Raw genomic sequence first — 22,449 nt, 5'->3', positions numbered from 1 at the left:
AGCAGCAGCTCCCCCCTCAAGGACCCGACCATGATCCCAGGCGAACTCTTTACCGAACCCGGCGAGCACGCGCTCAACACGGGCCGCCGTACGCAGACCGTGGTGGTGCGCAACACCGGCGACCGGCCCATCCAGGTGGGCTCGCACTACCACTTTGCCGAGACCAACAACGCCCTGGGCTTTGACCGTGCGGCTGCACGCGGCATGCGGCTCAACATCGCATCCGGCACCGCCGTGCGCTTTGAACCCGGCCAGGAGCGCACCGTGGAGCTGGTGGACTACGCAGGCGAGCGCCGCGTGTTCGGCTTTCAGGGCCTGACCCAGGGCTCGCTGTAGCAACTTCAAGCCCAATTGGCCGATAGCGCTGGTATCAATTGCCACAGCAGCTATCAAAAACATATTAAACCGTTCTTGCGGAGCACCCCTCACATGGCAACCATTGGACGACGCGCCTACGCCGAGATGTTCGGCCCCACGGTGGGCGACCGCGTGCGCCTGGCCGACACCGAACTCATTCTCGAAGTCGAGGCCGACCACACCCTGCGCGCCGGCAGCTATGGCGAAGAGGTGAAGTTTGGCGGCGGCAAGACGATTCGTGACGGTATGGCACAGAGCCAGCGCAGCAACGCACAAGGCGCGGTGGACACAGTGCTGACCAACGCCCTGGTGGTAGACCACACCGGCATCTTCAAGGCCGACATCGGCCTGCGCGCAGGCCGCATCGCCGCCATCGGCAAAGCCGGCAACCCCGACACCCAGCCCGGCGTGGACATCGTCATCGGCCCCGGCACGGAGGTCATCAGCTGCGAGGGCAACATCGTCACCGCAGGCGGCATCGACAGCCACATCCACTTCATCTGCCCGCAGCAGATCGAAGAGGCCCTGGCCAGCGGCGTGACCACCATGCTGGGCGGCGGCACCGGCCCCGCCACGGGCACGCTGGCCACCACCTGCACGTCGGGGCCCTTCAATATGGAGCGCATGCTGCAGGCGGCCGACGCCTTCCCCATGAACCTCGGCTTCCTCGGCAAGGGCAACGCCAGCCTGCCCGATGCGCTGCACGAGCAGATCGCCGCGGGCGCCATTGGTCTGAAGCTGCACGAAGACTGGGGCACCACGCCCTCGGCCATCAGCAACTGCCTGGATGTGGCCGAAGCCACCGACACGCAGGTGGCCATCCACAGCGACACGCTCAACGAATCGGGCTTTGTGGAGAACACCATTGCCGCCGTGGGCGGGCGCGGCATCTGCGCCTTCCACACCGAGGGCGCGGGCGGCGGCCATGCACCGGACATCCTGCGCGTGGTGGGCGAAGACAACTTTCTACCCAGCTCCACCAACCCCACCATGCCCTACACGCACAACACGCTGGACGAGCATGTGGACATGCTCATGGTGTGCCACCACCTCGATGCCAGCATTGCCGAGGACCTGGCCTTTGCCGAAAGCCGCATCCGCAAGGAGACCATCGCTGCCGAAGACATCCTGCACGACCTGGGCGCCATCAGCATGATGAGCAGCGACAGCCAGGCCATGGGCCGCGTGGGCGAGGTCATCCTGCGCACCTGGCAGACGGCGCACAAGATGAAGGTGCAGCGCGGCAGCTTGCAGGGCGACACGGCCCGCAACGACAACCAGCGCATCAAGCGCTACGTGGCCAAATACACCATCAACCCCGCGATTGCGCACGGCATCAGCCACGAGGTGGGGTCGCTCGAAGTCGGCAAGTGGGCCGACATCGTGATCTGGAAGCCCGCGTTCTTTGGCGTCAAGCCCGCGCTGATCCTGAAGGGCGGACTGATTGCCATGGCTGCGATGGGCGACCCCAACGCGTCCATCCCCACGCCGCAGCCCGTGCACTATCGGCCCATGTTTGGCGCGTTTGGCGGGGCCATCGCCAAAACGTCGCTCACCTTTGTCTCGCAGGCAGGATTGGCTGCTGGCATTGGCGAGCGCTTTGGCCTGCGCAAGACGCTTTCCGCCGTGCGCAGCATCCGCGGCATCCGCAAGCGCGACATGGTGCACAACAGCTACACGCCCAAGATGGAGGTGGACGCGCAGACCTACACCGTGCGCGCCGACGGCCAGCTGCTCACCTGTGAAGCGGCCACCGTGCTGCCCATGGCACAGCGCTACTTCCTGTTCTGAGGTCGCTTCCCATGAACGCCTTGCTGCAAGACCTGCGGATCCGCCTGGACGACCTGACCGATCCCCGCATCGAAGCCTTCATGCAGGAGCATTTGAAGGACATGCGTGCCACCTCACCACCGGAGAGCGTGCACGCGCTCGACATGGTGCAACTGCGCCAGTCTGAGATCCGCTTCTGGACGGCCTGGCGCGGCGATGACGAGCTGGTGGGTACCGGCGCACTCAAGCACCTGGATGCCGACCATGCCGAGCTCAAGTCCATGCGCACAGCAGCCAGCGTGCGTGGTCAGGGAGTGGGCCGGGCCGTGCTGGAACACATCCTGGGCCAGGCGGTGGACCTGGGCTACCAGCGCATCAGCCTGGAAACGGGCACCCAGCCCTTCTTTGAACCCGCGCACCAGCTCTACCTGCGCTATGGCTTTACCGACTGTGCACCATTCGGCAGCTACCGGCCCGATCCCCACAGCCGCTACATGAGCCGCGCCCTGTAGCGCATCCGCGCATCGCCTTTCGGCCAGGGCCACAATGTTGACCTCGCCTTTCCGGCTCCGCCCTTCCCTCTTGCCATGATCCAGGTCTCCAAACTTCTCCCCCAAGGCCAAGGCCTCGCTCCCGTACTGCTCAAGCGCGCCACCACCATCGAGCTGGACTGGGACGTGCGCCAGAAAAGCCGCTTTGCGGCCACCGACTCGGCCGGACGCGCACTGGGCATCTTCCTGCCCCGTGGCACCCTGGTGCGCGGCGGCGATGTGCTGGTGGCCGAAGACGGTTCCATGGTGCGCGTGATCGCAGCGCCGCAGCCGGTGCTGGTCATCACCCACTGCCAACACCACGGCACACCGTTTGACCTGACCCGCGCCGCCTACCACCTGGGCAACCGCCACGTGCCCATCGAGCTGCAGCCCGACCACCTCAAGATCGAGCCTGACCACGTGCTGGCCGACATGCTGCGCGCCATGCACCTCATCGTGAACGAGCAAAACCTGCCGTTTGAACCCGAAGGCGGTGCCTATGCTGCGGGGCATGGAGGCGGGCACCACCATGGGGGTCACGGCCATAGCCACGATCCCGACCACGAGCATGGTCACGCGCACGATCATGGCCATGACCACGGGCACACGCACACAGAGGTACCGGCTGCGGCCACGCCCCCAGCCCGAGGCCGCACGGCGTCCATCCCCGTGGTGGCCCAAGGGCACGTGCACGGCCCGAACTGCAACCACGACCACTGAGCCACCGCCCATGCGCCTGGACCGCCCCACGCCGCTGCCGGCCGCCAGCTTTTTGCAGCTGATGTGGCTGGCCTCCCCTGCACTGCCGGTGGGCGGGTTTTCGTATTCCGAGGGGCTGGAGAGCGCCATTGAAAGCGTGGGCCTCGCCAGCGAAACCGCCGTGGGTGACTGGCTGCAGGACCAGCTCCACATCACCCAGGCCCGGGGCGACATGGCCCTCATCGCCAAGGCCGTGGGTGCGTGGCGGCGCGCCGACTGGGCGCATGTGCGCGAACTCAACGACTGGGTGCTGCACACCCGAGAAACAAGCGAACTGCGCCTGCAGACCGAGCAAATGGGCCGATCGATGGCCGACTGGCTGCGCAATCAGAACCAGGGCGACGAGACCCTGATGCCCGCCGTGCGCCACCTGGCCGCATTACCCCCCACCTACCCTGTGGCATTCGCACTGGCCGCCTCCACCACCCAGGCGCCCGTGCGCGACGTCCTGCTGGCCTACGCTTTTGGCTGGGCGGAGAACATGGTGCAGGCCGCCCTCAAATCCATGCAGCTGGGCCAAAGCGCCGGCCAGCGCATCCTGGCCCGGCTGGCCGATGCCATCCCAGCCGCAGCCGACCATGCCATCGGGCTGATGGACAGCGAGCGCCAGGCCTTTTCGCCCATGCTCGCCATCCTGTCAGCGCTGCACGAAACCCAATACTCCCGCCTCTTCCGATCATGACCACCAGCAACCTGCACCACGTCCCGAACCGCACCAAGAATCTGCCGCCCCTGCGCGTGGGCATCGGTGGCCCCGTCGGCTCCGGCAAGACCACGCTGCTGGAAATGCTGTGCAAGACCATGCGCGATGACTACGACCTCATCGCCATCACCAACGACATCTACACCAAGGAGGACCAGCGCCTGCTCACCGTGAGCGGCGCGCTGCCCGCCGAGCGCATCCTGGGCGTGGAAACCGGCGGCTGCCCCCACACCGCCATCCGCGAGGACTGCTCCATCAACCTCGAAGCCATCGACCGCATGCTGGGTGAGTTCCCCAACGCCGACATCGTGTTTGTGGAAAGCGGCGGCGACAACCTGGCCGCCACCTTCAGCCCCGAGCTGAGCGACCTCACCATCTACGTCATCGACGTGGCCGCTGGCGAAAAAATCCCCCGCAAGGGCGGCCCTGGCATCACCAAAAGCGACCTGTTCATCATCAACAAGACCGACCTGGCCCCCCACGTGGGCGCCAACCTGGATGTGATGCACGCCGACACCACCCGCATGCGCACCAACGCCCAGGGCCTCAAGCCCTTTGTGATGACCAATCTCAAAACCCTGGCTGGCGTAGCCGATGTGGTCAAGTTCATCGAGACCCGGGGCATGCTGAAAAAATCAGCACCCGCAGTCGGCTAGAATTCGCGCCTTCCCTCCCGGAGACTTGGGTGAGTGGTTTAAACCAGCAGTCTTGAAAACTGCCGACGGGCAACCGTCCGTGAGTTCGAATCTCACAGTCTCCGCCAGTTAGTAAGCAAATAAGCGCCTCTCGGGGCGCTTATTTGTTTTTTCCCGGCCATCATTTCTGCCGGTTGGTTGGTGGTTGAACTAGCTACGCCACAGCCGTTCTGGCGCGGGGTATTTGAACTATTCCAACGCCAAAACAGCGACTCTGGAACTCATCAGTCCTGCCAATCTAAAGTCTGCCTTCGTACGATGAATTCTTCGGCATCGAACGGATTTTCGACCAACAGATCAGCGCTGCGCTTCTCCCCAATCGCGCGCAAGCTCATACACCTCCGGCATCCATGCCTCTCTGCTGGAGAACACCACCAACATCCGGTCGTTGCGGTAGTTCCAGCCAATGCGCTGACCACCCCATCCAGTGGCCCATGCCGTGCCCGGTGCCGTCGTGTTTTCCGTCCAGATCAGGTAGCCATAGCCACCGAACATCCGGCCATGTTTGCGGGCCGCAGGATTGCGGTCGTTGCTGATCTGCTTGGTCATCGCCGCCTTCACAAAGTCACCGAAGCAGTCTGATTTCTTGGACGACTCCTTCACCCATACGGCGAACCGCATCCAGTCTTCCATGCGCAGCCGCATGCCGGAGTCCCCCAGCCCATTCTTGGCACGGTCTTGCGAGTACAGCCCCGGATGCGCTGCGCCCATGGGGTTGAGCACCTGTTCTTGAATCCACTGGCTCAGCGGCATGCCGGTTGCGCGGCTGACCATGAGGCCGAGCGTCATGGGGTCCGTGGACTTGTACGCGAACACTTCTCCGGGCTTGTATTCAGAGAACGCACCACGCGCAGCCTTGGCAATGCGATCCGTCGCAATCAATTCTGCGAGGTTCAGTAGGCCCTGGTTCCAGTCCTTGGTCTGCTCTGGCGTCCAGATCGTGCTGTCGCCGTTTTGCTCTGCCGCCCCCGATGCCATGCGCAGCAGATCATGCACCGTGGCATTGCCCAGTGCCTTGCCCTGAAGTTCCGGCAGCACGTCTCCGGCCTTGGACTGCAGCGTGAGTTTGCCTGCGCAGATGGCTTGCCCGGTTGCGATGGCCGTGACCGTCTTGCCCATGGACATACCGAAGAACAAGGATTCGGAATCGGCCGGGGCGTTGAATGCAGAGTACACAACGGTGTTGCCATCCATCAGCGCAAAGGCTTTGGCGGGCCTTTGGCCGACGAGGGCACGCGCACGATCCACGAGGGCCTTTTCTCCGGCCGATGGTGCGCGGGTATTGAGCGTGCTCGGGTTGGGGCTGGGCTGCGTGATCTGGAACCAGCGCGGGCCAGTCTTGGCCAGCAGCCATTCATCCGGCGCGGCTGCACCGCCATCGGCCACTGGAGTGACCTGAGCCATTACGCTTGCGCAGAAGGCCAACGCAGCACCAGTCAACAGACACAGGGAAAGCTGGGCGGCGCGCTTCATTGGATGCCTTTCAGAAACGCCAGAACGTCTTTTACGGCCCGCTCTCGGGCCTTCTCGTTACTTTCCACCGTGACCCAGGACGTCTGCCTGCACTTTGGTACGTAGGCGTTCCATTCGGCGTTGTCCGTAAAGGTCTTTCCTGAATACTTGTCTTGAGCTGGCCCCCAGCTGCGGTCATTCGTGCCATAGGGCATTCGCACGTCCATGGAACAGAGATTGAAGTTGCCCTCGTTGTACTTCCTCCATGGCTGGTTGAGCCGGTCAAAGACGTGCGTGGCACCCGGATAAATCTTGTAGCTCACCGGATTACCTGCTGCGGCGTACTCATCTGCCAATTCCATGCACGGCTTGGGCAAGGTCATGTCATCCTTCTCACCCAGCACCATAAATATTGGTGCGGGTAACTTGCTGTGGTGATCCACCCGGTAACGCATGTTGCAGCCGGGGTAGATCGCCACGCTGCCGGCCCATTTCAAGTTGGCGGGAAGCACATGCTGCTGGTAGGTCGGCCATGCCGCATCCAGCAAAGCCTGCCCGCCACGTGACCAACCCATGTGGAAGATACGGCTGCTGTCGATATGGGGATGGGTTGCCAGCAGCTTGAGCGCATATAGAGCATCAGTGGTGTTGGCCACCGTGTTCCAAGTCAATTGCTTTGTGGGGCCGGTCACTCGGTCCTCGCCACGAGGTTTGAAGCTGTCCACCACGAACACGGCATACCCTGCGTTGTTCAACGCTTTGGCCCACACATCGAAGTACAGGCTACTCACGCCCTCACTGCCATGCGAGAACACCACTGCTGGTACCTTTCCGCTGCTCGCTTGAGTTGGCATCAACAGATCGCCGTAGACCGTGACTTCAGTACCCAACCGGCCACGGATCAGTGCCCAGCGGTGGTCCGGGGTGGAGGATGTGAACTCAATGCGGCCGGTTTGACCAGCACTGAGGTCTGATAGCGGCGCGGCGATTGCGCTTGTGAAACCTGCTGCTAAGGCCGCCGCGATGGACGATCTAAACCAAACACTTGTTGTCATTTTTGACTTCGTTCTTTCGTAGACGTTTGTCGGCACAGGGCCGCGAGATCCCCCGGATGTCTGGGCTCAGGTGCATCTTGTTAACATGCACCGGGTCAAGGTGAGACATGGCCTCACGATGACAGCGCAGCTCGTCAATGCGCTCGCCGCTCTACTCGATCGACGCTCCCTTGCTTCTATTCTCGCTGTCACAGGGCCAAAAAACGTAGCGGTAGTTGCACTTGTTGAGCAATAGGAAGTTTGCTGCAGTGTCGTCTGTACCGACTTGAAAGCCGCGCTTGTATGCAGAGGCGGCTGCAAAGCCCTCTATCGGGGAATCCCTCTGTACAGCTCCAAGCGGTGACGCCAGAGCAGATGTAAGTGGAGTGACTGTGGGGTGCAATCGGCGATCTTTGCACTCTCGGTCTTGCGAATGCGAGTACCCGGACCATCGTAGATGGGTATACAACCTCACGTATGCCATGTACCGCGTGAGCTTGACCATTAGGTCTTTGATGTCTTGGGCGCACTGCATGATGAGGCCAGCTACCTCTCGCCCGATTTACGAGAAAACGTCTGCCCCCTAGACTGTGTTTGGCTGAACCTTGCCGCATCCATCGGCAGGATGGAGAAATTGGGTGTGGGCCTGCGGCCTGAAGTGACTAGCCATGTCGAGGAGAGAAAGATGTTGTCGTCGGCCCTCTACGCATCGTTCTTTTTCACGGTGGCCCTGCTGGTCACCACCGCCTACTTCTTGATGGGCGGTCTGCCGCTTCTTACGCTGAAACACGACACCCCACTGGACGCGCGGTTCGTTCGGGGGTTTTTCAACGTGTACTACCGCGCCGCGTTCTGGGCGTCACTGGGGGCGTTTGTCAGTTATGCGCTTTGGGGCAGGTACCCCTTTGCAATCGGCGTGGCGGTCAATGCCTGCATCGTCTCGCTGCTGCGCAAGCACTTGTTGCAAGCCATGCAGCAGCTCGGTGCACAGATCGAGGCGAGTAGCGACGGAGCGATTCACCACTTTCGCCGCGTGCATTCGGCGGCGCTCTTCGTCAACCTGGTTCAGCTGGTGGCGATCGTTTGGGGGCTGTTGTGGTTGTCCCAGCAGCTCAAGTAGACCTCTCGGTGGGGTGCCACGCCGGGCCTGTGCCCTGCGTGTGACCTTTCTTTCACCTCGCCAGTCCCGCTCCCTGCGGTGCGATGGGGGTCAAATCTTCAGGGCGGCATACCTCTTCGCTGTGCGCCAACCGAATCCACAGACCGGTGCGTTTGATGATGACGTAGTCCACGCTCACCGTTCTGCCTTTGTAGAGAAATTGCGTGCCGGGTTTGTACAGAATCATTCTTGTGATGTAGCGCGCTGGGATGGCCGGAGGATGACGACATCACCCATTCCGTGATGGTGCCAACAGATGGGCGCCGGGGCTTTGCCGCTCGACAAAAGACCTACGACGCAGTCGCTTTTTCACCCCCATGTTGATGCCGAAGGGCGGACAAAAAAAAGCCCGCAGGTTGCGGGCTTAACACTTGCACGATGCAAGCGGGAGGGATGTCGAGGGGTATCGACGTGGCAATGTTAGGACGGTGACCCGTGAGGGCATGTAGGACAGAGCCGATTCCTCCAGAGGCGCGCGCAAGGGCTGAAATGTGTGTCCCCGGGTCCCGTACCGCTTGGCAGCGTGCGGCCGTCATAGGGTCAATGTACCGCTCACCCAGCGCTCAAGTGCCATAGATCCGTGCGCAGCCCCGCCCCGTGGCCTTGGCCAGGTACATCGCGGAATCGGCCTTGCGCAGGAGTTCTTCGGCCTCGGTTCCGTCGCCGGGCGACAGGACGATACCGACGGACGCGCCGATTTGCAGGGCGTGTGCCTCGATCTCGGTGGGCTGCCCCAGCGCCTGCACCAGGCGATCGGCCAGGCGGTAGGCGCTTTCGCGGTCGGACACCCCACGTTGCAACAACGCAAACTCATCACCGCCCAGCCGCGCCACCACGTCGTCCTCGCGCGCAGCCTGCGTCAGTTGCCGGGCCACCCATACCAGCAACTGGTCGCCCACCGCGTGGCCGTAGCGGTCGTTGATGGGTTTGAAACCGTCCAGGTCCACATACAACACGGCAAAGCCACGGCCCAGGCGGTGCACATCGGTGGCGGCGGACTGCAACGCTTGCAAAAAGGCCGTGCGGTTCACCAAGCCCGTCAGGCCGTCGTGCTCTGCGACGTGGCGGATCTGCTGCTCGGCCTGCTTGCGCTGGGTGACGTCGGTAAAGGTGCGCAGCGCTCCCCCGCCTTTGATGGGTACGGTCTGGACCTCCAGGATGCGTCCGTCGGGCCGGGGGCGGTCGTACACCTGCAGCTGATCGACTCCACCGTTGCTGTGCAGCAGCATGTCCTGGATGTCTTGGGAGGCACCCTTGAACTCACCGCGAGCACGCAGGTAGGCCAGCACATTCATCAGCGTGGGTTTGGACGCCATCAGCTCGGCGGGCAGCTCCAGCAGCTCCAGTGCACGGCGGTTGCACAGCTCGACGACCCCGGCGGCACTGATCTTGGCCACGCCCTGGTCCATGTTTTCCAGCGTGGCTTCGAGCAAGATGGATTTCTCGCGTAATTGCGCCTCGCTGTCGCGGGCGCTGCGTTCCGCCTGGGCCAGCAAGCGCTGCTGGCGCTTGAGTTCGGTGATGTCCACATGGGCATAGAACACCGTGCCGTCGCTGCCCTGTTTGGCGATGACGCGGCTCCAGCGGCTGCGGGGCAAGGGCACCTCAAACGGCGCCCCCGCAAAACGCATGTGCTCCTGCAAGATCGACAGGCCGTCGTAAAAAGGCGCCATATCTCCCTGGCCTTCGACGGACCAGACGTGGCGGTACACCTCGTCGAACGCTTTACCCGCGGCAGCCGTACGGTCCGACAGGCTATACATCTGCATAAAGGGCTGGTTGACCCACTGGATGCGCTGATCCTCGGCGCAGATCATCAGCCCATCGGGAATGCGGTCAAACAGTTCGGAGCTTTCAAACAGCGGACTGCGCAGGTAGCCGGGCTCATGGATGTCGGCCTCGGCCGGCGTGGCAAGCGTGGCTTGCGCGCTCTGCGCCGGCAGCGCCTCGGCACGCCACACGCGCACCCGCCCCACGCCTTCAATGGGCAACGACGACACATGCACGCGCAGCCCCCGGTGATCGAAGCTGTAGGGGCGGGTCTGCGCCCGGTGGCGCTCGACCCCGGCGGTGATGTAGCGCTCGATGTTGGGCAGCTCCTGGGCATCGAGCCGCTGGTTATAGAAGCGGCGCAGGTTGGCTTCGTAGGGCTCGCCCTCGTACACATGCCCCTCGTGCTCCGGGAAGAACTTGAAGAAGGTCCTGTTCCAGGCCACCGTGCGGTCGCTGTCGTCAAACGCGCACAGCGCCACGTCCAAACCATCCAGGGTGTCACCCAGGGCACGGATGAGGCGGAGGCGAGAAGCGTCAGGCATGGTCAGGAGGTTGGATACGGCACTGTCAGCACAAGCCCGTGCAACACACTGGCCCAGGTGGCAAGGGGTCTGCCAACGCCGACGCACAGCGCCGGTCGTTTCATTGTGCGGAACCGTACTTACAGCAAACCGTCTGAGGGCCACGGACAAGTTGAAGGCAGCGGTTTATGTTGTGCCAGCACCACAAAACCTTGATGCAAGTCAAGAATCAACCGAGACCAGCGCGGATGCCAGGCCCCGTCGTCGTTACGGCTGGAAACTGATCCATAGCGTGACCGGAACCCTGTCGCGCCTGCGTTCCGCTATGGTGGGTGTTTTGTACCCTGGAGCGAGCCGCATGATGAAAAAAACCACCCCTTTTGCCGTCGCCTGTTGCCTGGCCCTGGGAGCAGCTGTGACGGGGTGTGCGGGTTACGGACAAACACCCGCACCACCCGCCAGCACGGCACCGACAGGCGCGGCGCCCGGAGGCATGTGCAATGCCCAGCCCGCGCAGTTTGCAGTGGGACAAAACAGCACGGCATCGATCGTGGAGTCTGCACGGCAGCGCTCGGGCGCGCAGACGGCGCGCATCCTGCGCCCAGGGCAAATCATCACCAAGGAATACGACACCCAGCGGCTGAACCTGGAGGTAGACGGCAATGGCCGCATCCTTGCGGCAAAGTGTGGCTGAGCTTGCCCCCGGCTGCTGACTGGCCTGAGGGCCTGCCAACAATCTCCCGGGAGATCACAAACCGGCTTTGACGGAGCCTCCGTCAGTCCGCCAGGAACAGCTCCTGAAGATCGCTCAGAAAGTCAAAGCCCCGCTCGGTGGGCCGCACACGCGCCATGTCGCGCTCGATCAGGCCCTTGCGCTCGGCGGCCTCCAGGCCCTTGGCGATGGCGGTCAACGGCAGGCCTGTGCGGGCCATGAAGTCCTGCAGCGCAAAGCCTTCGCGCAGGCGCAGGGCGTTGAGCATGTACTCAAACGGCAGATCGGCGCGGCGCACCTCGTCGTCCTGCGCCACGGCATGGCCTGCCAGGGCGTTGTCCATGTAGCGCGCGGGGTCCCGAAAGCGCACCTGCCGCACCACGCGGTGCGCAAAGCTCAGCTTGCTGTGCGCACCCGCGCCGATGCCCAGGTAGTCGCCAAACTGCCAGTAGTTGGTGTTGTGAAAACACTGGTGGCCCGGCTGCGCATACGCAGAAATCTCGTACCGCGCCATGCCCGCCTGCCCCGTCATCTCGGTGATGCGGTCAAGCATCGCGTAGGCCTGGTCGTCCTCGGGGATGGCCGGGGGGAACTTGGCGAAGTAGGTATTGGGCTCGATGGTGAGGTGGTAGATGGAGATGTGCGGCGGCTTGAAGGCCAGCGCCGTTCGCAGGTCCTGCCCCAGCTCTGGCAGCGTCTGGCCCGGCAAGGCGTACATGATGTCGAGGTTGAAGGTGTCGAAGGACGCAGCGGCCTCCTCCACCGCCGCCATCGCCTGGGAACGGTCGTGCACGCGGCCCAGGGCCTTCAGGTGCTGGTCGTTAAAGCTCTGCACCCCCACCGACAGGCGCGTGACGCCCGCCGCGCGGAAGGCGCGAAAACGGTCTTTCTCGAACGTACCGGGGTTGGCCTCCATCGTGATCTCGCAATCTGGCTCCAGCCGCAGGCGGGCGCGGATGTCGCCGATCAGCCGGTCGATGGCTGCCGGCGAAAACAGGCTGGGCGTGCCGCCGCCGATGAAGATGCTGTGCACGGACCGCCCCCAGACCAGGGGCAGCGCGGCCTCCAGGTCGGCCATCAGGGCATCGATGTAGCGCTGCTCGGGCACCTCGCCACCAGTGGCATCCGCGCGAAATTCGTGCGAGTTGAAGTCGCAGTACGGACATTTCTTGAGGCACCAGGGCAGGTGTACGTACAGCGACAGGGGCGGCAGGCTGGGCAGCTGCAACAGGCCCGGACGCATGTAGTGCTGGATGTCGCGCACCACGGCAGATTCGGCCTCGGCCTGTGGCGTGATCGGAATATGAACCACGGTCAGCGCCCTTCTACAACCAGCGTTCGCGCATCAGCGCCAGCATCTGTGCGGCCGATCGGCCCCGGTGGCTGTGGGCGTTTTTCACCTCCACAGGCAGCTCGGCAAAGGTCTTGCCGAACTCGGGGATAAACATCACGGGGTCGAAGCCAAAGCCGTTGCTGCCCCGGGGTTCGGTGGTGATCTCGCCCACCACGCGGCCCACGGCGATCAGCGGCTCCGGGTCTTGCGGGCTGCGCACGGCGACCAGGGTGCTGACCATGGCGGCGCGGCGGTTGGTCACGCCTTGCAGTTGCTCCAGCAGCGCGCGCACGTTGTTGTCGTCGCTTTTCTCGTAGTCGAACTGGGTGCAGTAATACGCGGTGTCCACGCCCGGCAGGCCGCCAAAAGCGTCCACACACATGCCGGCATCGTCGGCCAGCGCCGGCAGGCCCGTGTGTTCGGATGCAAACCGTGCCTTGGCCAGGGCGTTTTCGACAAAGGTGCGGAAAGGCTCCTCGGCCTCACCCACGCCCAGCTCGGCCTGCCGCACCAGCTCCACGCCCAGGGGCGCAAACATGGCCTGTAACTCGGCCAGTTTGCCGCGATTATTGGATGCCAGAACAATTTTCATGGTCAAAATGGCCGCAAGCGCTAGTGAAATATGCGCAAGCAGCTATCAATTAAGGAGTATTTTGCAGGGCCTGCTGCTGCAGCTGCACCAGCTGGGCGATGCCCTGTTCAGCCAGCCCCAGCAGTTGGTCCATCTCGGCGCGGGTAAAGGCCACGCCTTCGGCTGTGCCCTGCACCTCCACATAGTGGCCTGCGCCCGTCATCACGACGTTCATGTCGGTGTCGCAATCCACGTCTTCCACATATTCCAGGTCCAGCAGCGGCGTGCCCTGCACGATGCCCACCGAGATCGCCGCCACGGGCTGCAGCAGCGGCGACTGGGCGATCTTGCCGCTGGCCAGCAGCTGGTTGACCGCATCCTGGGCCGCGACCCAGGCGCCCGTGATGGCGGCGGTGCGCGTGCCGCCATCGGCCTGGATCACGTCGCAGTCGAGCTGGATGGTGCGCTCGCCCAGCAGTTGGAGGTCAAACACGGCGCGCAGGCTGCGGCCGATGAGGCGCTGGATCTCCTGCGTGCGGCCGGTCTGCTTGCCCCGTGCGGCCTCGCGGTCGCTGCGGGTATGGGTGGCACGCGGCAGCATGCCGTACTCCGCCGTGACCCAGCCCTCGCCGCTACCGCGCTTGTGCGGGGGCACACGCTCTTCCACAGAGGCGGTGCAGAGCACCTTGGTGTTGCCAAACTCGATCAGCACCGAGCCTTCGGCGTGCATGGTGTAGTGGCGCGTGATGCGCACAGGGCGCAGTTGGTTGGCGGCGCGGTTGCCGGTGCGGATGAAGGTGGTCATGTGATTCTCTGTATGGAGCGGGTCGCCCACCTGCGTCATGAGGTGGGCGATGGAAGGCGAAAAAACCTGGTTCCATGCATTCGCATGGAGGGAGCCTGGATGCAACCCACAGCGCCGATGGCAGTTCAGGCCTTGCGGGCAGCAGAGCGACGGATGGCTTCGTTGATTTCGGCGATCGACCGCTCGATGGCCGCATCGTCCAGGTCATCCACCAGCCCATCGAGCGGGCCCGCCTGGATGGTGGACGCAAACACGTCGTCGCTGATGCTGTCCGTGGACACCCCCTGGGTGGACTCGAACGCATCTGGCGTCTCCCACTCCAGAGCCACCACGGTCACGTTGTCACTGCTGTCCCCGGCTTTGCGAAGGGCATCTTCCACCAGCTCGGGCACAGCGTGCGACACGGTGTTGCGGCCCAGCTGCTTGGCGATGTCTTCGTCGCTGAGCGTGCCCCACAGGCCGTCTGAGCACAACAGAATGCGGTCGCCCTGCTCCAGGTACACAGGGCCGGTAATGTCGTAAATGGGCTTGGTGGGGGAACCCAGGCAGGTGAACAGCACGTTGCGGTTGATCTTGTCCAGACCAGGGGGCGGCGTGTTGCGCAACTCCATGTACGAGTGGTCCCGCGTACGGGTCAGCAGATCGCCATCGCGCACCATGTACAGGCGCGAGTCTCCGCAATGGATCCAGGTGGCGGTACCGGCCTGCAACACCGCCGCGACCAAGGTGGTGCGCGGTGTGTCGAGCATGCCTTTCTCTGTGGCGTAGCGCAGGATCTGGTGGTGTGCCGCGAGCAACGCGCCGGACAGGAACTCCTGCACATCCTTGAGCTGGGGCTTGGCCTGGCGCTGGAACAGCGCCGAGATGGTCTGCAGCGCGATCTGCGCAGCCACTTCACCTTCAGGGTGGCCACCCATGCCGTCGGCCAATACAAACAGGCCCGATTCGCGCGTGTAGCAATAGCCCATGCGGTCTTCGTTCTTCTCGCGGCCGCCACGGCGGCTGATCTGGAATACCGAGAACTTCATAAGGACTCACGCAAACAAGGATGCACCCGGGCGCCATCCGTGGACATGTACCTCGCCCGAACCCGCATTGCGTGCGTCTGGTTCATTTGGGCTTGGCTCCGATACCGGTGGCTTCACCCACCTTCTGCACATTTTTCTTGGTGTCAGACACCAGGGTGTCCAATTGCAGCCGCATCTTCTCGGCCACCGTGAGCTTGGTGTAGCGGCGCTCACCTTCGCGGCTGAGCTCTTTTTGCAAGGCAAACACCGACTGGGGGCGGGACAGCGGGTCAAGCGCCATGCACCACTCCACCACCTCGATCAGGTTGTCGGAATACACGCCACGCAACTTGGTCAGGGCGAGCGACAGGCGGTCCTTGTCCACGCGCTGCGGCGCCTCGTTGGGCGGAAAGCCCTGCATGCAGGCGTAAATGCAGGCGCCGATGGCGTAGATGTCGGTCCACGGCCCCATCTGCGAATCGCGCCGGTACATCTCGGGCGCAGCAAAGCCGGGGGTGTACATGGGGCGGATGAAGTTGCCTTCCTTGCTCAGCACCTCGCGCGCCGCGCCGAAGTCGATCATCACGGCCTTGTTGTCGTCGGTGATGAAGATGTTGGCGGGCTTGATGTCCAAGTGCAGCATCTTGTGCTGGTGCACGATGCGCAGGCCGCGCAGCACTTCGTCGAACAACGAGCGGATGGTGGACTCGCGGAACACCTTCTGTGTCTTGAGGTCGCGGGCGGTGATGATGAAGTCCTGCAGGGTCGCACCCTCCAGGTAGTTCATCACCATGTAAACGGTTTCGTTCTCGCGGAAGAAATTGAGCACGCTCACCACGGAGGCGTGCGAGATCTGGGCCAGCGAGCGGCCCTCTTCAAAAAAGCTCTTGAGCCCCAGGCGGTACAGCGAGAGCTTTTCGGGCGGCACCTTCGGAAGCAACTCACCAGGAGCGCGAGTCGCCAGGGAGGAAGGAAGGTACTCCTTGATGGCCACCTGCTGGCCTTCGGCGTCGAGGGCCAGATAGACCACACCAAAACCACCGGAGGACAACCGGCGCACCACACGGTAACCGCCAATTGCGGTATCGGGCGGCAAGGGGGCCGGTTTGATTTTTGACATATTTTGCGAAGATGATTCGGGGGTAAGGCGGAACCCGGATAATCGCCGGATCGCAAGCAACCATCAAAAAGTCCAATGCCAGTTTACAGCATGACCGGATACGCCAGCGCACAGCATGGCGCATCTGCCACTGGCGCTGAAACCGACGCCCGCGCCCCCCAGACGCGCCGGCTGGGACTGGAAATCCGATCCGTCAACAGCCGCTTTCTGGACCTGTCGTTTCGCCTGCCTGACGAGCTGCGCGCCATGGAGCCCACGCTGCGCAGCCTGCTCACAGCGCGCCTGAAACGCGGCAAGGTCGAAGTGCGAGCCGCCCTCGACACCGACGACAGCAACAGCCTGCAAGACCCGCCTGCACGACTGCTGCAGCGGCTCAACTCTTTGCAGGACTCCGTCAGGGCCTGGCTGCCCAGCGCAGCCCCCCTCACCGTGGCCGACGCCTTGCGCCTGTGTGCCAATGCACATTCGGGCACCGAGGACTGGAGCGAAGCCGTTCCGGCCCTCGCCGAAGAAGCCCTGACCACCTTACTGGCCGCCCGCGAACGTGAGGGCAAGCGCCTCGCGACCATGCTGCTGGATCGCGTCAAGCAGCTGCGGGCCTTGGCCGAACAGGCGGTCCCCATGGTTCCGCTGCTGGTGGAGCAGCAACGCCTGCGCTTCATGGAGCGCTGGAAAGAGGCGATGGCCCTCACCGACGGCTCTACCCTCCCCGAGGCTGCCCGTGACCGCGCATTGACCGAGGCCACGGCGTTTGCCATCCGCATCGACGTGGCAGAAGAGATCACGCGGCTGGATTCGCACCTGGATGAAATCGAGCGCCTGCTGAAAAAAGGCGGCGAAGTGGGCAAACGCCTGGACTTCCTGATCCAGGAACTCCACCGCGAAGCCAACACGCTGGGCTCCAAATCTGCCGCGCTCGACCTCACCCGCATCAGCGTGGACATGAAGGTGCTGATCGAGCAGATGCGCGAGCAAGTGCAAAATATCGAATAACACTCATTTTTTGATAGCGCCTGGCGCACATCAACCATGGACTATCCAGGAAATCTCATCGTCGTGGCAGCACCCAGTGGTGCCGGCAAGTCCAGCTTGGTCAAGGCCTTGCTGGAGCTGGACTCGCATGTCCACCCCTCCATCTCGCACACCACCCGTGCGCCCCGCGGCCAGGAAAAGCATGGCCGCGAATACTTCTTCGCGTCGGAGTCCGAGTTCGATGCCATGGTGCAAGGCAACGCGTTTGTCGAATGGGCCCATGTGCACGGCAACCGCTATGGCACCTCCAAGAAAGCCATCGAAGAGCGCATTGCCCAGGGCTCAGATGTGATTCTGGAAATCGATTTCCAGGGCGCACTGCAGATCAAGCAGGCATTTGCCAATGCGGTGCTGGTTTTCATCCTCCCGCCCAGCTGGGAAGAACTGCGATCGCGGCTGGAGCGGCGGGGCGAAGACTCTGCGGATGTCATCGAGGTACGCCTCAAAAATGCTGCCATCGAGATGGCTCAGGTCAGCAAATTCGACTTCGTTATAATCAATGAGTTGTTTGAGCGCGCGCTTTTCGACCTGAAAGCCGTAGTTCACGCCCAGCGACTCAAGTACGCCGCCCAGCGCCGCGCCCGTGCTGACACCTTCCAGTCGCTCAATATCACCTGAATCCCCGGAGTAAACGATGGCACGCATCACCGTAGAAGACTGTCTGGAAAAGATCCCCAACCGCTTCCAGCTCGTGCTGGCCGCCACGTACCGCGCCCGCATGCTGAGCCAGGGCCACGCTCCCCGCATCGAAAGCCGCAACAAGCCAGCGGTGACCGCCCTGCGTGAGATCGCCGAAGGCAAAGTGGGCCTGGAGATGCTCAAGAAGGTTCCCGGTTGAACGTTTTTCTGGGCAAAGCCCATCCAAAAGCACCGCGCCAGCGGTGCTTTTTTTTGCCCAAAAGTCCTCTGGCGCTGTCCCGCGCTACATTTAAGGCATGAACGCGGTGCTCAACTCACCTTCTGCAACGCAGCCCCGGCCCGGTGAACCGGCCCCGACAGGCAATCTTTCGGCAGCCGCTGCGGCCGCCAATGCGGCTGCGGCCAGCTTCGCCGCACTGACCGACAGCCTGGACTACCTGGACGCCACCAGCATCGAACAGGTGCGCCAGGCGTACCGCTTTGCCGACGAAGCCCACCTGGGGCAATTGCGCAACAGTGGCGAGCCCTACATCACCCACCCCATTGCGGTCGCCGCACAGTGCGCGGCGTGGAAGCTCGATGCCCAGGCGCTGATGGCGGCGCTGCTGCACGACGCCATGGAAGACTGCGGTGTGACCAAGGCCGACCTGATCGACCGGTTTGGCGCCCCCGTGGCCGAGCTGGTGGACGGCCTCACCAAGCTGGACAAGCTCCAGTTCAACACCCGCGAAGAAAACCAGGCCGAGTCGTTTCGCAAAATGCTGCTGGCCATGGCGCGGGATGTGCGCGTCATTCTCATCAAGCTGGCCGACCGCACCCACAACATGCGTACGCTGTCGGACATGCCGCGCAGCAAATGGGGCCGCATCTCGTCCGAGACGCTGGAAATCTATGCCCCTATCGCCCACCGCCTCGGCCTGAACCAGACCTATCGCGAACTGCAGGACTTGGCCTTCCGGCACCTGCACCCCTGGCGCTACGCCACGCTGGCCAAAGCGGTCAACAAATCCCGCAACCGCCGGCGCGATCTGGTTCAAAAAGTGCAGGCGGAAGTGGATGCCGCCTTTTCCAAGATCGGTATGAAGGTGCGCCTGGCCGGGCGCGAGAAAACGCTGTACGCCATCTATCAAAAGATGGACCTCAAGCACCTGAGTTTTGCCCAGGTGACGGACATCTACGGCTTCAGGGTCATCGTGCCCACCGTGACTGATTGCTACACCGCCCTGGGTGTTTTGCACCAGATGTACAAGCCGGTGCCCGGCAAGTTTAAAGACCACATTGCTATTGCCAAACTCAACGGCTACCAGTCGCTGCACACCACGCTGGTTGGCCCTTCGGGCGTGAACATTGAGTTCCAGATGCGCACCGACGAGATGCATGTGATTGCCGAAGCCGGCGTGGCAGCACACTGGCTGTACAAGGCCCAGGACGGAGAAGGCACGGCCGCTGAGCGACTGGGAACCAAGTGGCTGCAGTCCCTGCTGGACATCCAGAACGAAACGCGGGATGCGGCGGAGTTTTGGGACCACGTCAAGGTAGACCTGTTTCCCGATGCGGTGTATGTCTTCACGCCCAAGAGCCAGATCATGGCCTTACCGCGTGGTGCTACCGTCGTGGATTTTGCCTACGCCATTCACAGCAATGTGGGCGACCGCACCACCGCCGCGAAAATCAACAACGAGCAGGTCCCGCTGCGCACGGAACTGAAAAACGGTGACGTGGTCGAGATCATCACTGCCCCGGTCTCCACACCCAATCCTGCGTGGCTGGGTTTTGTGCGTACGGGTCGCGCGCGGTCCAAGATCCGTCATTACCTCAAAACCTTGGCCCAAACCGAGTCCGAAGGGCTGGGCGAAAAACTGCTGACCCAGGCGATTCGCGCGGAAGGCCTCGAGCAACTGCCCCCCGTCAACGCCGAGACCCAACCGCTCTGGGACAAACTGCTGCGCTTTACCGGCAATCGCACGCGCAGCGAGCTGATGACCGATCTGGGTCTGGGCAAACGCATTGCCAGCATCGTCGCCAAACGGCTCATGGTGTTGATGTCAGAGCATGGCCACCGTCCGGACGCCCTGCTCATGACCCGTGAGCGCTACACATCCCACGAAAACCTGTCGCAAGGGGCCGTTACGCTGGACGGTAGCGAGAATGCTTCCGTGCAATACGCCACCTGCTGCCGCCCCGTGCCAGGCGACAGCATCGTCGGTTATCTGGGCCGTGGTGAGGGGCTGGTGGTGCACAACGCACATTGCAGTGTTGCCAAACGGCTTCAGCATAAAGACAGCGAACGGTTCATTGCCGTGGACTGGTCGGACGAGCCCACACGCATGTTCGAAACGGGCGTGGTCGTCACCGTGAACAACGGCAAGGGAGTGCTGGCGCGCGTGGCAGCGGAGCTTGCCAATTCAGAGGCCGACATCACCCACGTGGACATGGACGATGAGGTAGCCTTGGACACCACGGATCTGCGATTCATCGTGGCGGTTCGCGATCAGGCCCATCTCGAGCTGGCATTGCGCAACCTGCGCCGCACACAGGCTGTGCTGCGTGCAGCCAGGATTACTCCACAACCCTGAAACCTCGGCAAAGCACCAAGCCCCGAGGTCGATACAACAGACGCGCAGCTCGGCGTCTGTGTGCGAACGGGTTACGTAGCGACACTACGAGGCGGGTACTGCACCTCCACCACCTCCAAATGGCGCACTCCGCCCGGCGTGGGTAAATGCACCTCGTCCCCAACGCGCGCCTTCAGCAGCGCCCGAGCCACAGGTGAAATCCAGCTGACCTGACCCATACGGCTGTCGGCCTCGTCGATGCCCATGATGGTGATCGTGCGCTCACCATCCTCGTCGTCCGAGTAGGTGACGGTAGACCCGAAGAAGACCTGCTCACTGCCTGCATGCAAACTGGGATCCACCACTTCGGCAATCTCCAGCCGCTTGGTCAAAAAACGGATGCGCCGATCAATTTCGCGCAGACGCTTCTTGCCGTAGAGGTAGTCGCCGTTTTCAGACCGGTCTCCATTGCTGGCAGCCCAGTGCACCACATCCACGATCTTCGGCCGCTCGTTGTCGATGAGATCCAACAGCTCCGCCCTTAGACGCGCATACCCAGACGGGGTGATGTAGTTTTTGCCGCCCGGTGGCAAAGGAGGTAGTGCCAATCCTTCGTCATCGTCAGCACTGTCGGTTTCCTTGGTAAAAGCCTTGCTCATTGCCAGAACTCTCCAATCAGCGCAAAGCGCCTGGACAAATGAAAAAGCCTGCAATCTCACGATTGCAGGCTTTAAACATTGGTGCGGCTGGCAGGAATCGAACCCACGACCCCTTGGTTCGTAGCCAAGTACTCTATCCAGCTGAGCTACAGCCGCTAAGCTTCGAATTATAGCATGATTTCTTGGCGACCCTTGAAATTTGCTTTCTTTCTGATTGCTTTCCTGAATCAGGCCATGCAAACAGACAGTCAATTCAACGCAAGCCGAGATTGTAATGCACGATGAAGGCTCCAAAAACAAACTGAGCGATTTGGATCACAAAACACATCGTTTTTTGATGGATTCACCCTGCAAGCGAGGGTGGTAGGGCGTGTTGGACTTGAACCAACGACCAAAGGATTATGAGTCTGCCCGGAAACTCTGGCCCAACAACGCTTTGGCACACGCCGCCATCTACAAAAGAATGCGGCTTGCCATGGCCGCAGAGCGCTCTGGTGCTTGCGTTCACAAAGAGTTGTAGAGGATCGCGGCTCCCCAAGAACCGCGGCTTGTTTGGCAGATAGGCTCGCGCTGTAAACTGCCACGATGGTGACTCGCAAGACCCCTCAACAACCTCAAGGTTCAGCCCTCGATAGCCTTGCTGGGTTAGCGGCTCAGGCCGACGCTTTAGCGATAGAAGCAGGGGAAAGGAGCAAGCGACAGCCGCCCGGAACGAGGCAACCCGGCAGATTCCGCAGTGCGCCAGAAGATGATCTTGGGCAGCGGATTCAAGAAAACCGCAAAGCAAAAAATCTAACGCAGGGCGATCTGGCCGATCTAACTCGCAGTCTCGACTCTGAAGACAAAGGCATCTCTCGTGCAGTTCTTTCACTGTACGAATCGGGCACCAACCGCCCTTCCCCCCGGGAAATTCGCTTGCTCTGCGAAGCTCTCACGATCACGCCTAACTATCTGATCTATGGCGACGATGCGCCATTTCACGAAAGCAATGACTACCAGAGGTACGGGATGCTCTCCCGTTCAGAGCCTGAAGGCTATGCCTGGATGGCCTACGTGCTGGCAAGCGCGCACCTGAGTCACGCCGAAGCTGCGATGCGCCTGCTGGTTGATCTAGCTCGCGGAACGAACAAGAAGTTTGATCAGGGCGCCCAAGAACGAGCCAATCAGTTACTGCTCGATATGGCCGACGAGCTACGCAAGCAACGCTAGAACACTCGCGATAGGCAATTTTTCATTTCACTCTTGCAATTAAAAATTGCA

Annotated in this window: 23 protein-coding genes and 2 tRNA genes; 14 read left to right on the top strand and 11 right to left on the bottom strand. The window is 62.3% G+C overall.

What is annotated here, in order from left to right; translation table 11 throughout:
- Positions 1-30: 30 nt before the first annotated feature.
- From C8C95_RS15045 to C8C95_RS15015, 7 genes are all read left to right on the top strand, one after another.
- The gene (locus C8C95_RS15045) at positions 31-336 is read left to right on the top strand and encodes an urease subunit beta (RefSeq protein ID WP_116749099.1); all 306 of its coding nucleotides are present in this window, start codon (positions 31-33) and stop codon (positions 334-336) included.
- Between the two features lie 93 nt (positions 337-429).
- On the top strand, positions 430-2,148 hold the full coding sequence (ureC, locus tag C8C95_RS15040) for an urease subunit alpha (protein ID WP_116749098.1): 1,719 nt from the start codon (positions 430-432) through the stop codon (positions 2,146-2,148).
- Positions 2,149-2,159: 11 nt separating this feature from the next.
- Positions 2,160-2,639 carry a GNAT family N-acetyltransferase gene (locus C8C95_RS15035; protein WP_116749097.1) on the top strand — a complete coding sequence of 160 codons (480 nt, stop codon included), beginning with the start codon at positions 2,160-2,162 and terminating at the stop codon, positions 2,637-2,639.
- Positions 2,640-2,714: 75 nt separating this feature from the next.
- The gene (ureE, locus tag C8C95_RS15030; RefSeq protein ID WP_116749096.1) at positions 2,715-3,380 is read left to right on the top strand and encodes an urease accessory protein UreE; all 666 of its coding nucleotides are present in this window, start codon (positions 2,715-2,717) and stop codon (positions 3,378-3,380) included.
- Between the two features lie 10 nt (positions 3,381-3,390).
- Positions 3,391-4,101, top strand: a complete 711-nt coding sequence (locus tag C8C95_RS15025) for an urease accessory UreF family protein (RefSeq protein ID WP_116749095.1) — start codon at positions 3,391-3,393, stop codon at positions 4,099-4,101.
- Positions 4,098-4,778 (top strand): urease accessory protein UreG, encoded by a 681-nt coding sequence (ureG, locus tag C8C95_RS15020; RefSeq protein ID WP_056060569.1) that lies wholly within the window; start codon positions 4,098-4,100, stop codon positions 4,776-4,778. The genes C8C95_RS15025 and ureG overlap by 4 nt, the downstream gene beginning before the upstream one ends.
- Before the next feature lie 19 nt (positions 4,779-4,797).
- Positions 4,798-4,885, top strand: a tRNA-Ser gene (locus C8C95_RS15015).
- Between the two features lie 229 nt (positions 4,886-5,114).
- Here C8C95_RS15015 and C8C95_RS15010 read toward each other — a convergent pair.
- Positions 5,115-6,221, bottom strand: coding sequence for a serine hydrolase domain-containing protein (locus tag C8C95_RS15010; RefSeq protein WP_243415699.1), 1,107 nt, complete (start codon positions 6,219-6,221; stop codon positions 5,115-5,117).
- A 65-nt stretch (positions 6,222-6,286) separates the two neighbouring features.
- Entirely contained in the window at positions 6,287-7,324 is a 1,038-nt protein-coding gene (locus C8C95_RS15005; protein ID WP_116749093.1) for a dienelactone hydrolase family protein, read from the bottom strand.
- Between the two features lie 499 nt (positions 7,325-7,823).
- Here C8C95_RS15005 and C8C95_RS15000 point away from each other — a divergent pair, with 499 nt between their 5' ends.
- On the top strand, positions 7,824-8,423 hold the full coding sequence (locus C8C95_RS15000) for a hypothetical protein (RefSeq protein WP_243415698.1): 600 nt from the start codon (positions 7,824-7,826) through the stop codon (positions 8,421-8,423).
- Between the two features lie 52 nt (positions 8,424-8,475).
- Here the strand turns inward: C8C95_RS15000 and C8C95_RS23720 are convergent, their stop codons facing one another.
- Both C8C95_RS23720 and C8C95_RS14995 read right to left on the bottom strand, forming a co-directional pair.
- Positions 8,476-8,649 (bottom strand): hypothetical protein, encoded by a 174-nt coding sequence (locus C8C95_RS23720; protein ID WP_165836546.1) that lies wholly within the window; start codon positions 8,647-8,649, stop codon positions 8,476-8,478.
- A 376-nt stretch (positions 8,650-9,025) separates the two neighbouring features.
- Positions 9,026-10,777 (bottom strand): sensor domain-containing diguanylate cyclase, encoded by a 1,752-nt coding sequence (locus C8C95_RS14995; protein ID WP_116749092.1) that lies wholly within the window; start codon positions 10,775-10,777, stop codon positions 9,026-9,028.
- A 337-nt stretch (positions 10,778-11,114) separates the two neighbouring features.
- Here C8C95_RS14995 and C8C95_RS14990 point away from each other — a divergent pair, with 337 nt between their 5' ends.
- On the top strand, positions 11,115-11,450 hold the full coding sequence (locus C8C95_RS14990; RefSeq protein ID WP_108497684.1) for an I78 family peptidase inhibitor: 336 nt from the start codon (positions 11,115-11,117) through the stop codon (positions 11,448-11,450).
- 82 nt (positions 11,451-11,532) lie between these two features.
- On the opposite strand, the gene hemW is transcribed toward C8C95_RS14990, so the two are convergent.
- The 5 genes from hemW to C8C95_RS14965 form a co-directional block, all read right to left on the bottom strand.
- A complete protein-coding gene (gene hemW, locus C8C95_RS14985) occupies positions 11,533-12,780 on the bottom strand; it encodes a radical SAM family heme chaperone HemW (protein WP_116749091.1) in 1,248 nt (415 codons plus the stop codon).
- A 13-nt stretch (positions 12,781-12,793) separates the two neighbouring features.
- The gene (gene rdgB / locus C8C95_RS14980; RefSeq protein ID WP_116749090.1) at positions 12,794-13,393 is read right to left on the bottom strand and encodes an RdgB/HAM1 family non-canonical purine NTP pyrophosphatase; all 600 of its coding nucleotides are present in this window, start codon (positions 13,391-13,393) and stop codon (positions 12,794-12,796) included.
- Positions 13,394-13,442: 49 nt separating this feature from the next.
- Positions 13,443-14,177, bottom strand: a complete 735-nt coding sequence (gene rph / locus C8C95_RS14975; protein ID WP_108497687.1) for a ribonuclease PH — start codon at positions 14,175-14,177, stop codon at positions 13,443-13,445.
- A 125-nt stretch (positions 14,178-14,302) separates the two neighbouring features.
- Complete coding sequence (locus tag C8C95_RS14970; protein ID WP_056747320.1) at positions 14,303-15,205, bottom strand: PP2C family serine/threonine-protein phosphatase; 903 nt, start codon at positions 15,203-15,205, stop codon at positions 14,303-14,305.
- Between the two features lie 82 nt (positions 15,206-15,287).
- Positions 15,288-16,304, bottom strand: a complete 1,017-nt coding sequence (locus C8C95_RS14965; protein ID WP_015012787.1) for a serine/threonine-protein kinase — start codon at positions 16,302-16,304, stop codon at positions 15,288-15,290.
- A 90-nt stretch (positions 16,305-16,394) separates the two neighbouring features.
- On the opposite strand from C8C95_RS14965, the gene C8C95_RS14960 reads away from it, so the two are divergent.
- From C8C95_RS14960 to C8C95_RS14945, 4 genes are all read left to right on the top strand, one after another.
- On the top strand, positions 16,395-17,297 hold the full coding sequence (locus C8C95_RS14960) for a YicC/YloC family endoribonuclease (protein WP_116749089.1): 903 nt from the start codon (positions 16,395-16,397) through the stop codon (positions 17,295-17,297).
- A 36-nt stretch (positions 17,298-17,333) separates the two neighbouring features.
- Positions 17,334-17,954 (top strand): guanylate kinase, encoded by a 621-nt coding sequence (gmk, locus tag C8C95_RS14955; RefSeq protein WP_056060545.1) that lies wholly within the window; start codon positions 17,334-17,336, stop codon positions 17,952-17,954.
- A 16-nt stretch (positions 17,955-17,970) separates the two neighbouring features.
- Entirely contained in the window at positions 17,971-18,174 is a 204-nt protein-coding gene (gene rpoZ, locus C8C95_RS14950) for a DNA-directed RNA polymerase subunit omega (RefSeq protein ID WP_005794722.1), read from the top strand.
- Between the two features lie 97 nt (positions 18,175-18,271).
- The gene (locus C8C95_RS14945) at positions 18,272-20,551 is read left to right on the top strand and encodes a bifunctional (p)ppGpp synthetase/guanosine-3',5'-bis(diphosphate) 3'-pyrophosphohydrolase (RefSeq protein WP_116749088.1); all 2,280 of its coding nucleotides are present in this window, start codon (positions 18,272-18,274) and stop codon (positions 20,549-20,551) included.
- A 71-nt stretch (positions 20,552-20,622) separates the two neighbouring features.
- On the opposite strand, the gene greB is transcribed toward C8C95_RS14945, so the two are convergent.
- Positions 20,623-21,189 (bottom strand): transcription elongation factor GreB, encoded by a 567-nt coding sequence (greB, locus tag C8C95_RS14940; protein WP_116749087.1) that lies wholly within the window; start codon positions 21,187-21,189, stop codon positions 20,623-20,625.
- A 79-nt stretch (positions 21,190-21,268) separates the two neighbouring features.
- Positions 21,269-21,345: transfer RNA gene (locus C8C95_RS14935), tRNA-Arg, on the bottom strand.
- Between the two features lie 429 nt (positions 21,346-21,774).
- On the opposite strand from C8C95_RS14935, the gene C8C95_RS14930 reads away from it, so the two are divergent.
- On the top strand, positions 21,775-22,398 hold the full coding sequence (locus C8C95_RS14930) for a helix-turn-helix transcriptional regulator (RefSeq protein ID WP_116749086.1): 624 nt from the start codon (positions 21,775-21,777) through the stop codon (positions 22,396-22,398).
- Positions 22,399-22,449 lie beyond the last annotated feature (51 nt).

This window comes from Acidovorax sp. 99 (assembly GCF_003096455.1).
Taxonomy (GTDB): Bacteria; Pseudomonadota; Gammaproteobacteria; order Burkholderiales; family Burkholderiaceae_C; genus Acidovorax; species Acidovorax delafieldii.
This window is presented reverse-complemented; position numbering and strand designations above follow the sequence as displayed.

What these genes read in the sequence shown, in the direction of transcription:
- C8C95_RS15045 (WP_116749099.1), top strand. Translation starts at nt 31, where the DNA reads ATGATCCCAGGCGAACTCTTTACCGAACCCGGCGAGCACGCGCTCAAC.
- ureC (WP_116749098.1), top strand. Translation starts at nt 430, where the DNA reads ATGGCAACCATTGGACGACGCGCCTACGCCGAGATGTTCGGCCCCACG.
- C8C95_RS15035 (WP_116749097.1), top strand. Translation starts at nt 2,160, where the DNA reads ATGAACGCCTTGCTGCAAGACCTGCGGATCCGCCTGGACGACCTGACC.
- ureE (WP_116749096.1), top strand. Translation starts at nt 2,715, where the DNA reads ATGATCCAGGTCTCCAAACTTCTCCCCCAAGGCCAAGGCCTCGCTCCC.
- C8C95_RS15025 (WP_116749095.1), top strand. Translation starts at nt 3,391, where the DNA reads ATGCGCCTGGACCGCCCCACGCCGCTGCCGGCCGCCAGCTTTTTGCAG.
- ureG (WP_056060569.1), top strand. Translation starts at nt 4,098, where the DNA reads ATGACCACCAGCAACCTGCACCACGTCCCGAACCGCACCAAGAATCTG.
- C8C95_RS15010 (WP_243415699.1), bottom strand. Translation starts at nt 6,221, where the DNA reads ATGGCTCAGGTCACTCCAGTGGCCGATGGCGGTGCAGCCGCGCCGGAT.
- C8C95_RS15005 (WP_116749093.1), bottom strand. Translation starts at nt 7,324, where the DNA reads ATGACAACAAGTGTTTGGTTTAGATCGTCCATCGCGGCGGCCTTAGCA.
- C8C95_RS23720 (WP_165836546.1), bottom strand. Translation starts at nt 8,649, where the DNA reads ATGATTCTGTACAAACCCGGCACGCAATTTCTCTACAAAGGCAGAACG.
- C8C95_RS14995 (WP_116749092.1), bottom strand. Translation starts at nt 10,777, where the DNA reads ATGCCTGACGCTTCTCGCCTCCGCCTCATCCGTGCCCTGGGTGACACC.
- C8C95_RS14990 (WP_108497684.1), top strand. Translation starts at nt 11,115, where the DNA reads ATGATGAAAAAAACCACCCCTTTTGCCGTCGCCTGTTGCCTGGCCCTG.
- rdgB (WP_116749090.1), bottom strand. Translation starts at nt 13,393, where the DNA reads ATGAAAATTGTTCTGGCATCCAATAATCGCGGCAAACTGGCCGAGTTA.
- rph (WP_108497687.1), bottom strand. Translation starts at nt 14,177, where the DNA reads ATGACCACCTTCATCCGCACCGGCAACCGCGCCGCCAACCAACTGCGC.
- C8C95_RS14970 (WP_056747320.1), bottom strand. Translation starts at nt 15,205, where the DNA reads ATGAAGTTCTCGGTATTCCAGATCAGCCGCCGTGGCGGCCGCGAGAAG.
- C8C95_RS14965 (WP_015012787.1), bottom strand. Translation starts at nt 16,304, where the DNA reads ATGTCAAAAATCAAACCGGCCCCCTTGCCGCCCGATACCGCAATTGGC.
- C8C95_RS14960 (WP_116749089.1), top strand. Translation starts at nt 16,395, where the DNA reads ATGACCGGATACGCCAGCGCACAGCATGGCGCATCTGCCACTGGCGCT.
- gmk (WP_056060545.1), top strand. Translation starts at nt 17,334, where the DNA reads ATGGACTATCCAGGAAATCTCATCGTCGTGGCAGCACCCAGTGGTGCC.
- rpoZ (WP_005794722.1), top strand. Translation starts at nt 17,971, where the DNA reads ATGGCACGCATCACCGTAGAAGACTGTCTGGAAAAGATCCCCAACCGC.
- C8C95_RS14945 (WP_116749088.1), top strand. Translation starts at nt 18,272, where the DNA reads ATGAACGCGGTGCTCAACTCACCTTCTGCAACGCAGCCCCGGCCCGGT.
- greB (WP_116749087.1), bottom strand. Translation starts at nt 21,189, where the DNA reads ATGAGCAAGGCTTTTACCAAGGAAACCGACAGTGCTGACGATGACGAA.
- C8C95_RS14930 (WP_116749086.1), top strand. Translation starts at nt 21,775, where the DNA reads ATGGTGACTCGCAAGACCCCTCAACAACCTCAAGGTTCAGCCCTCGAT.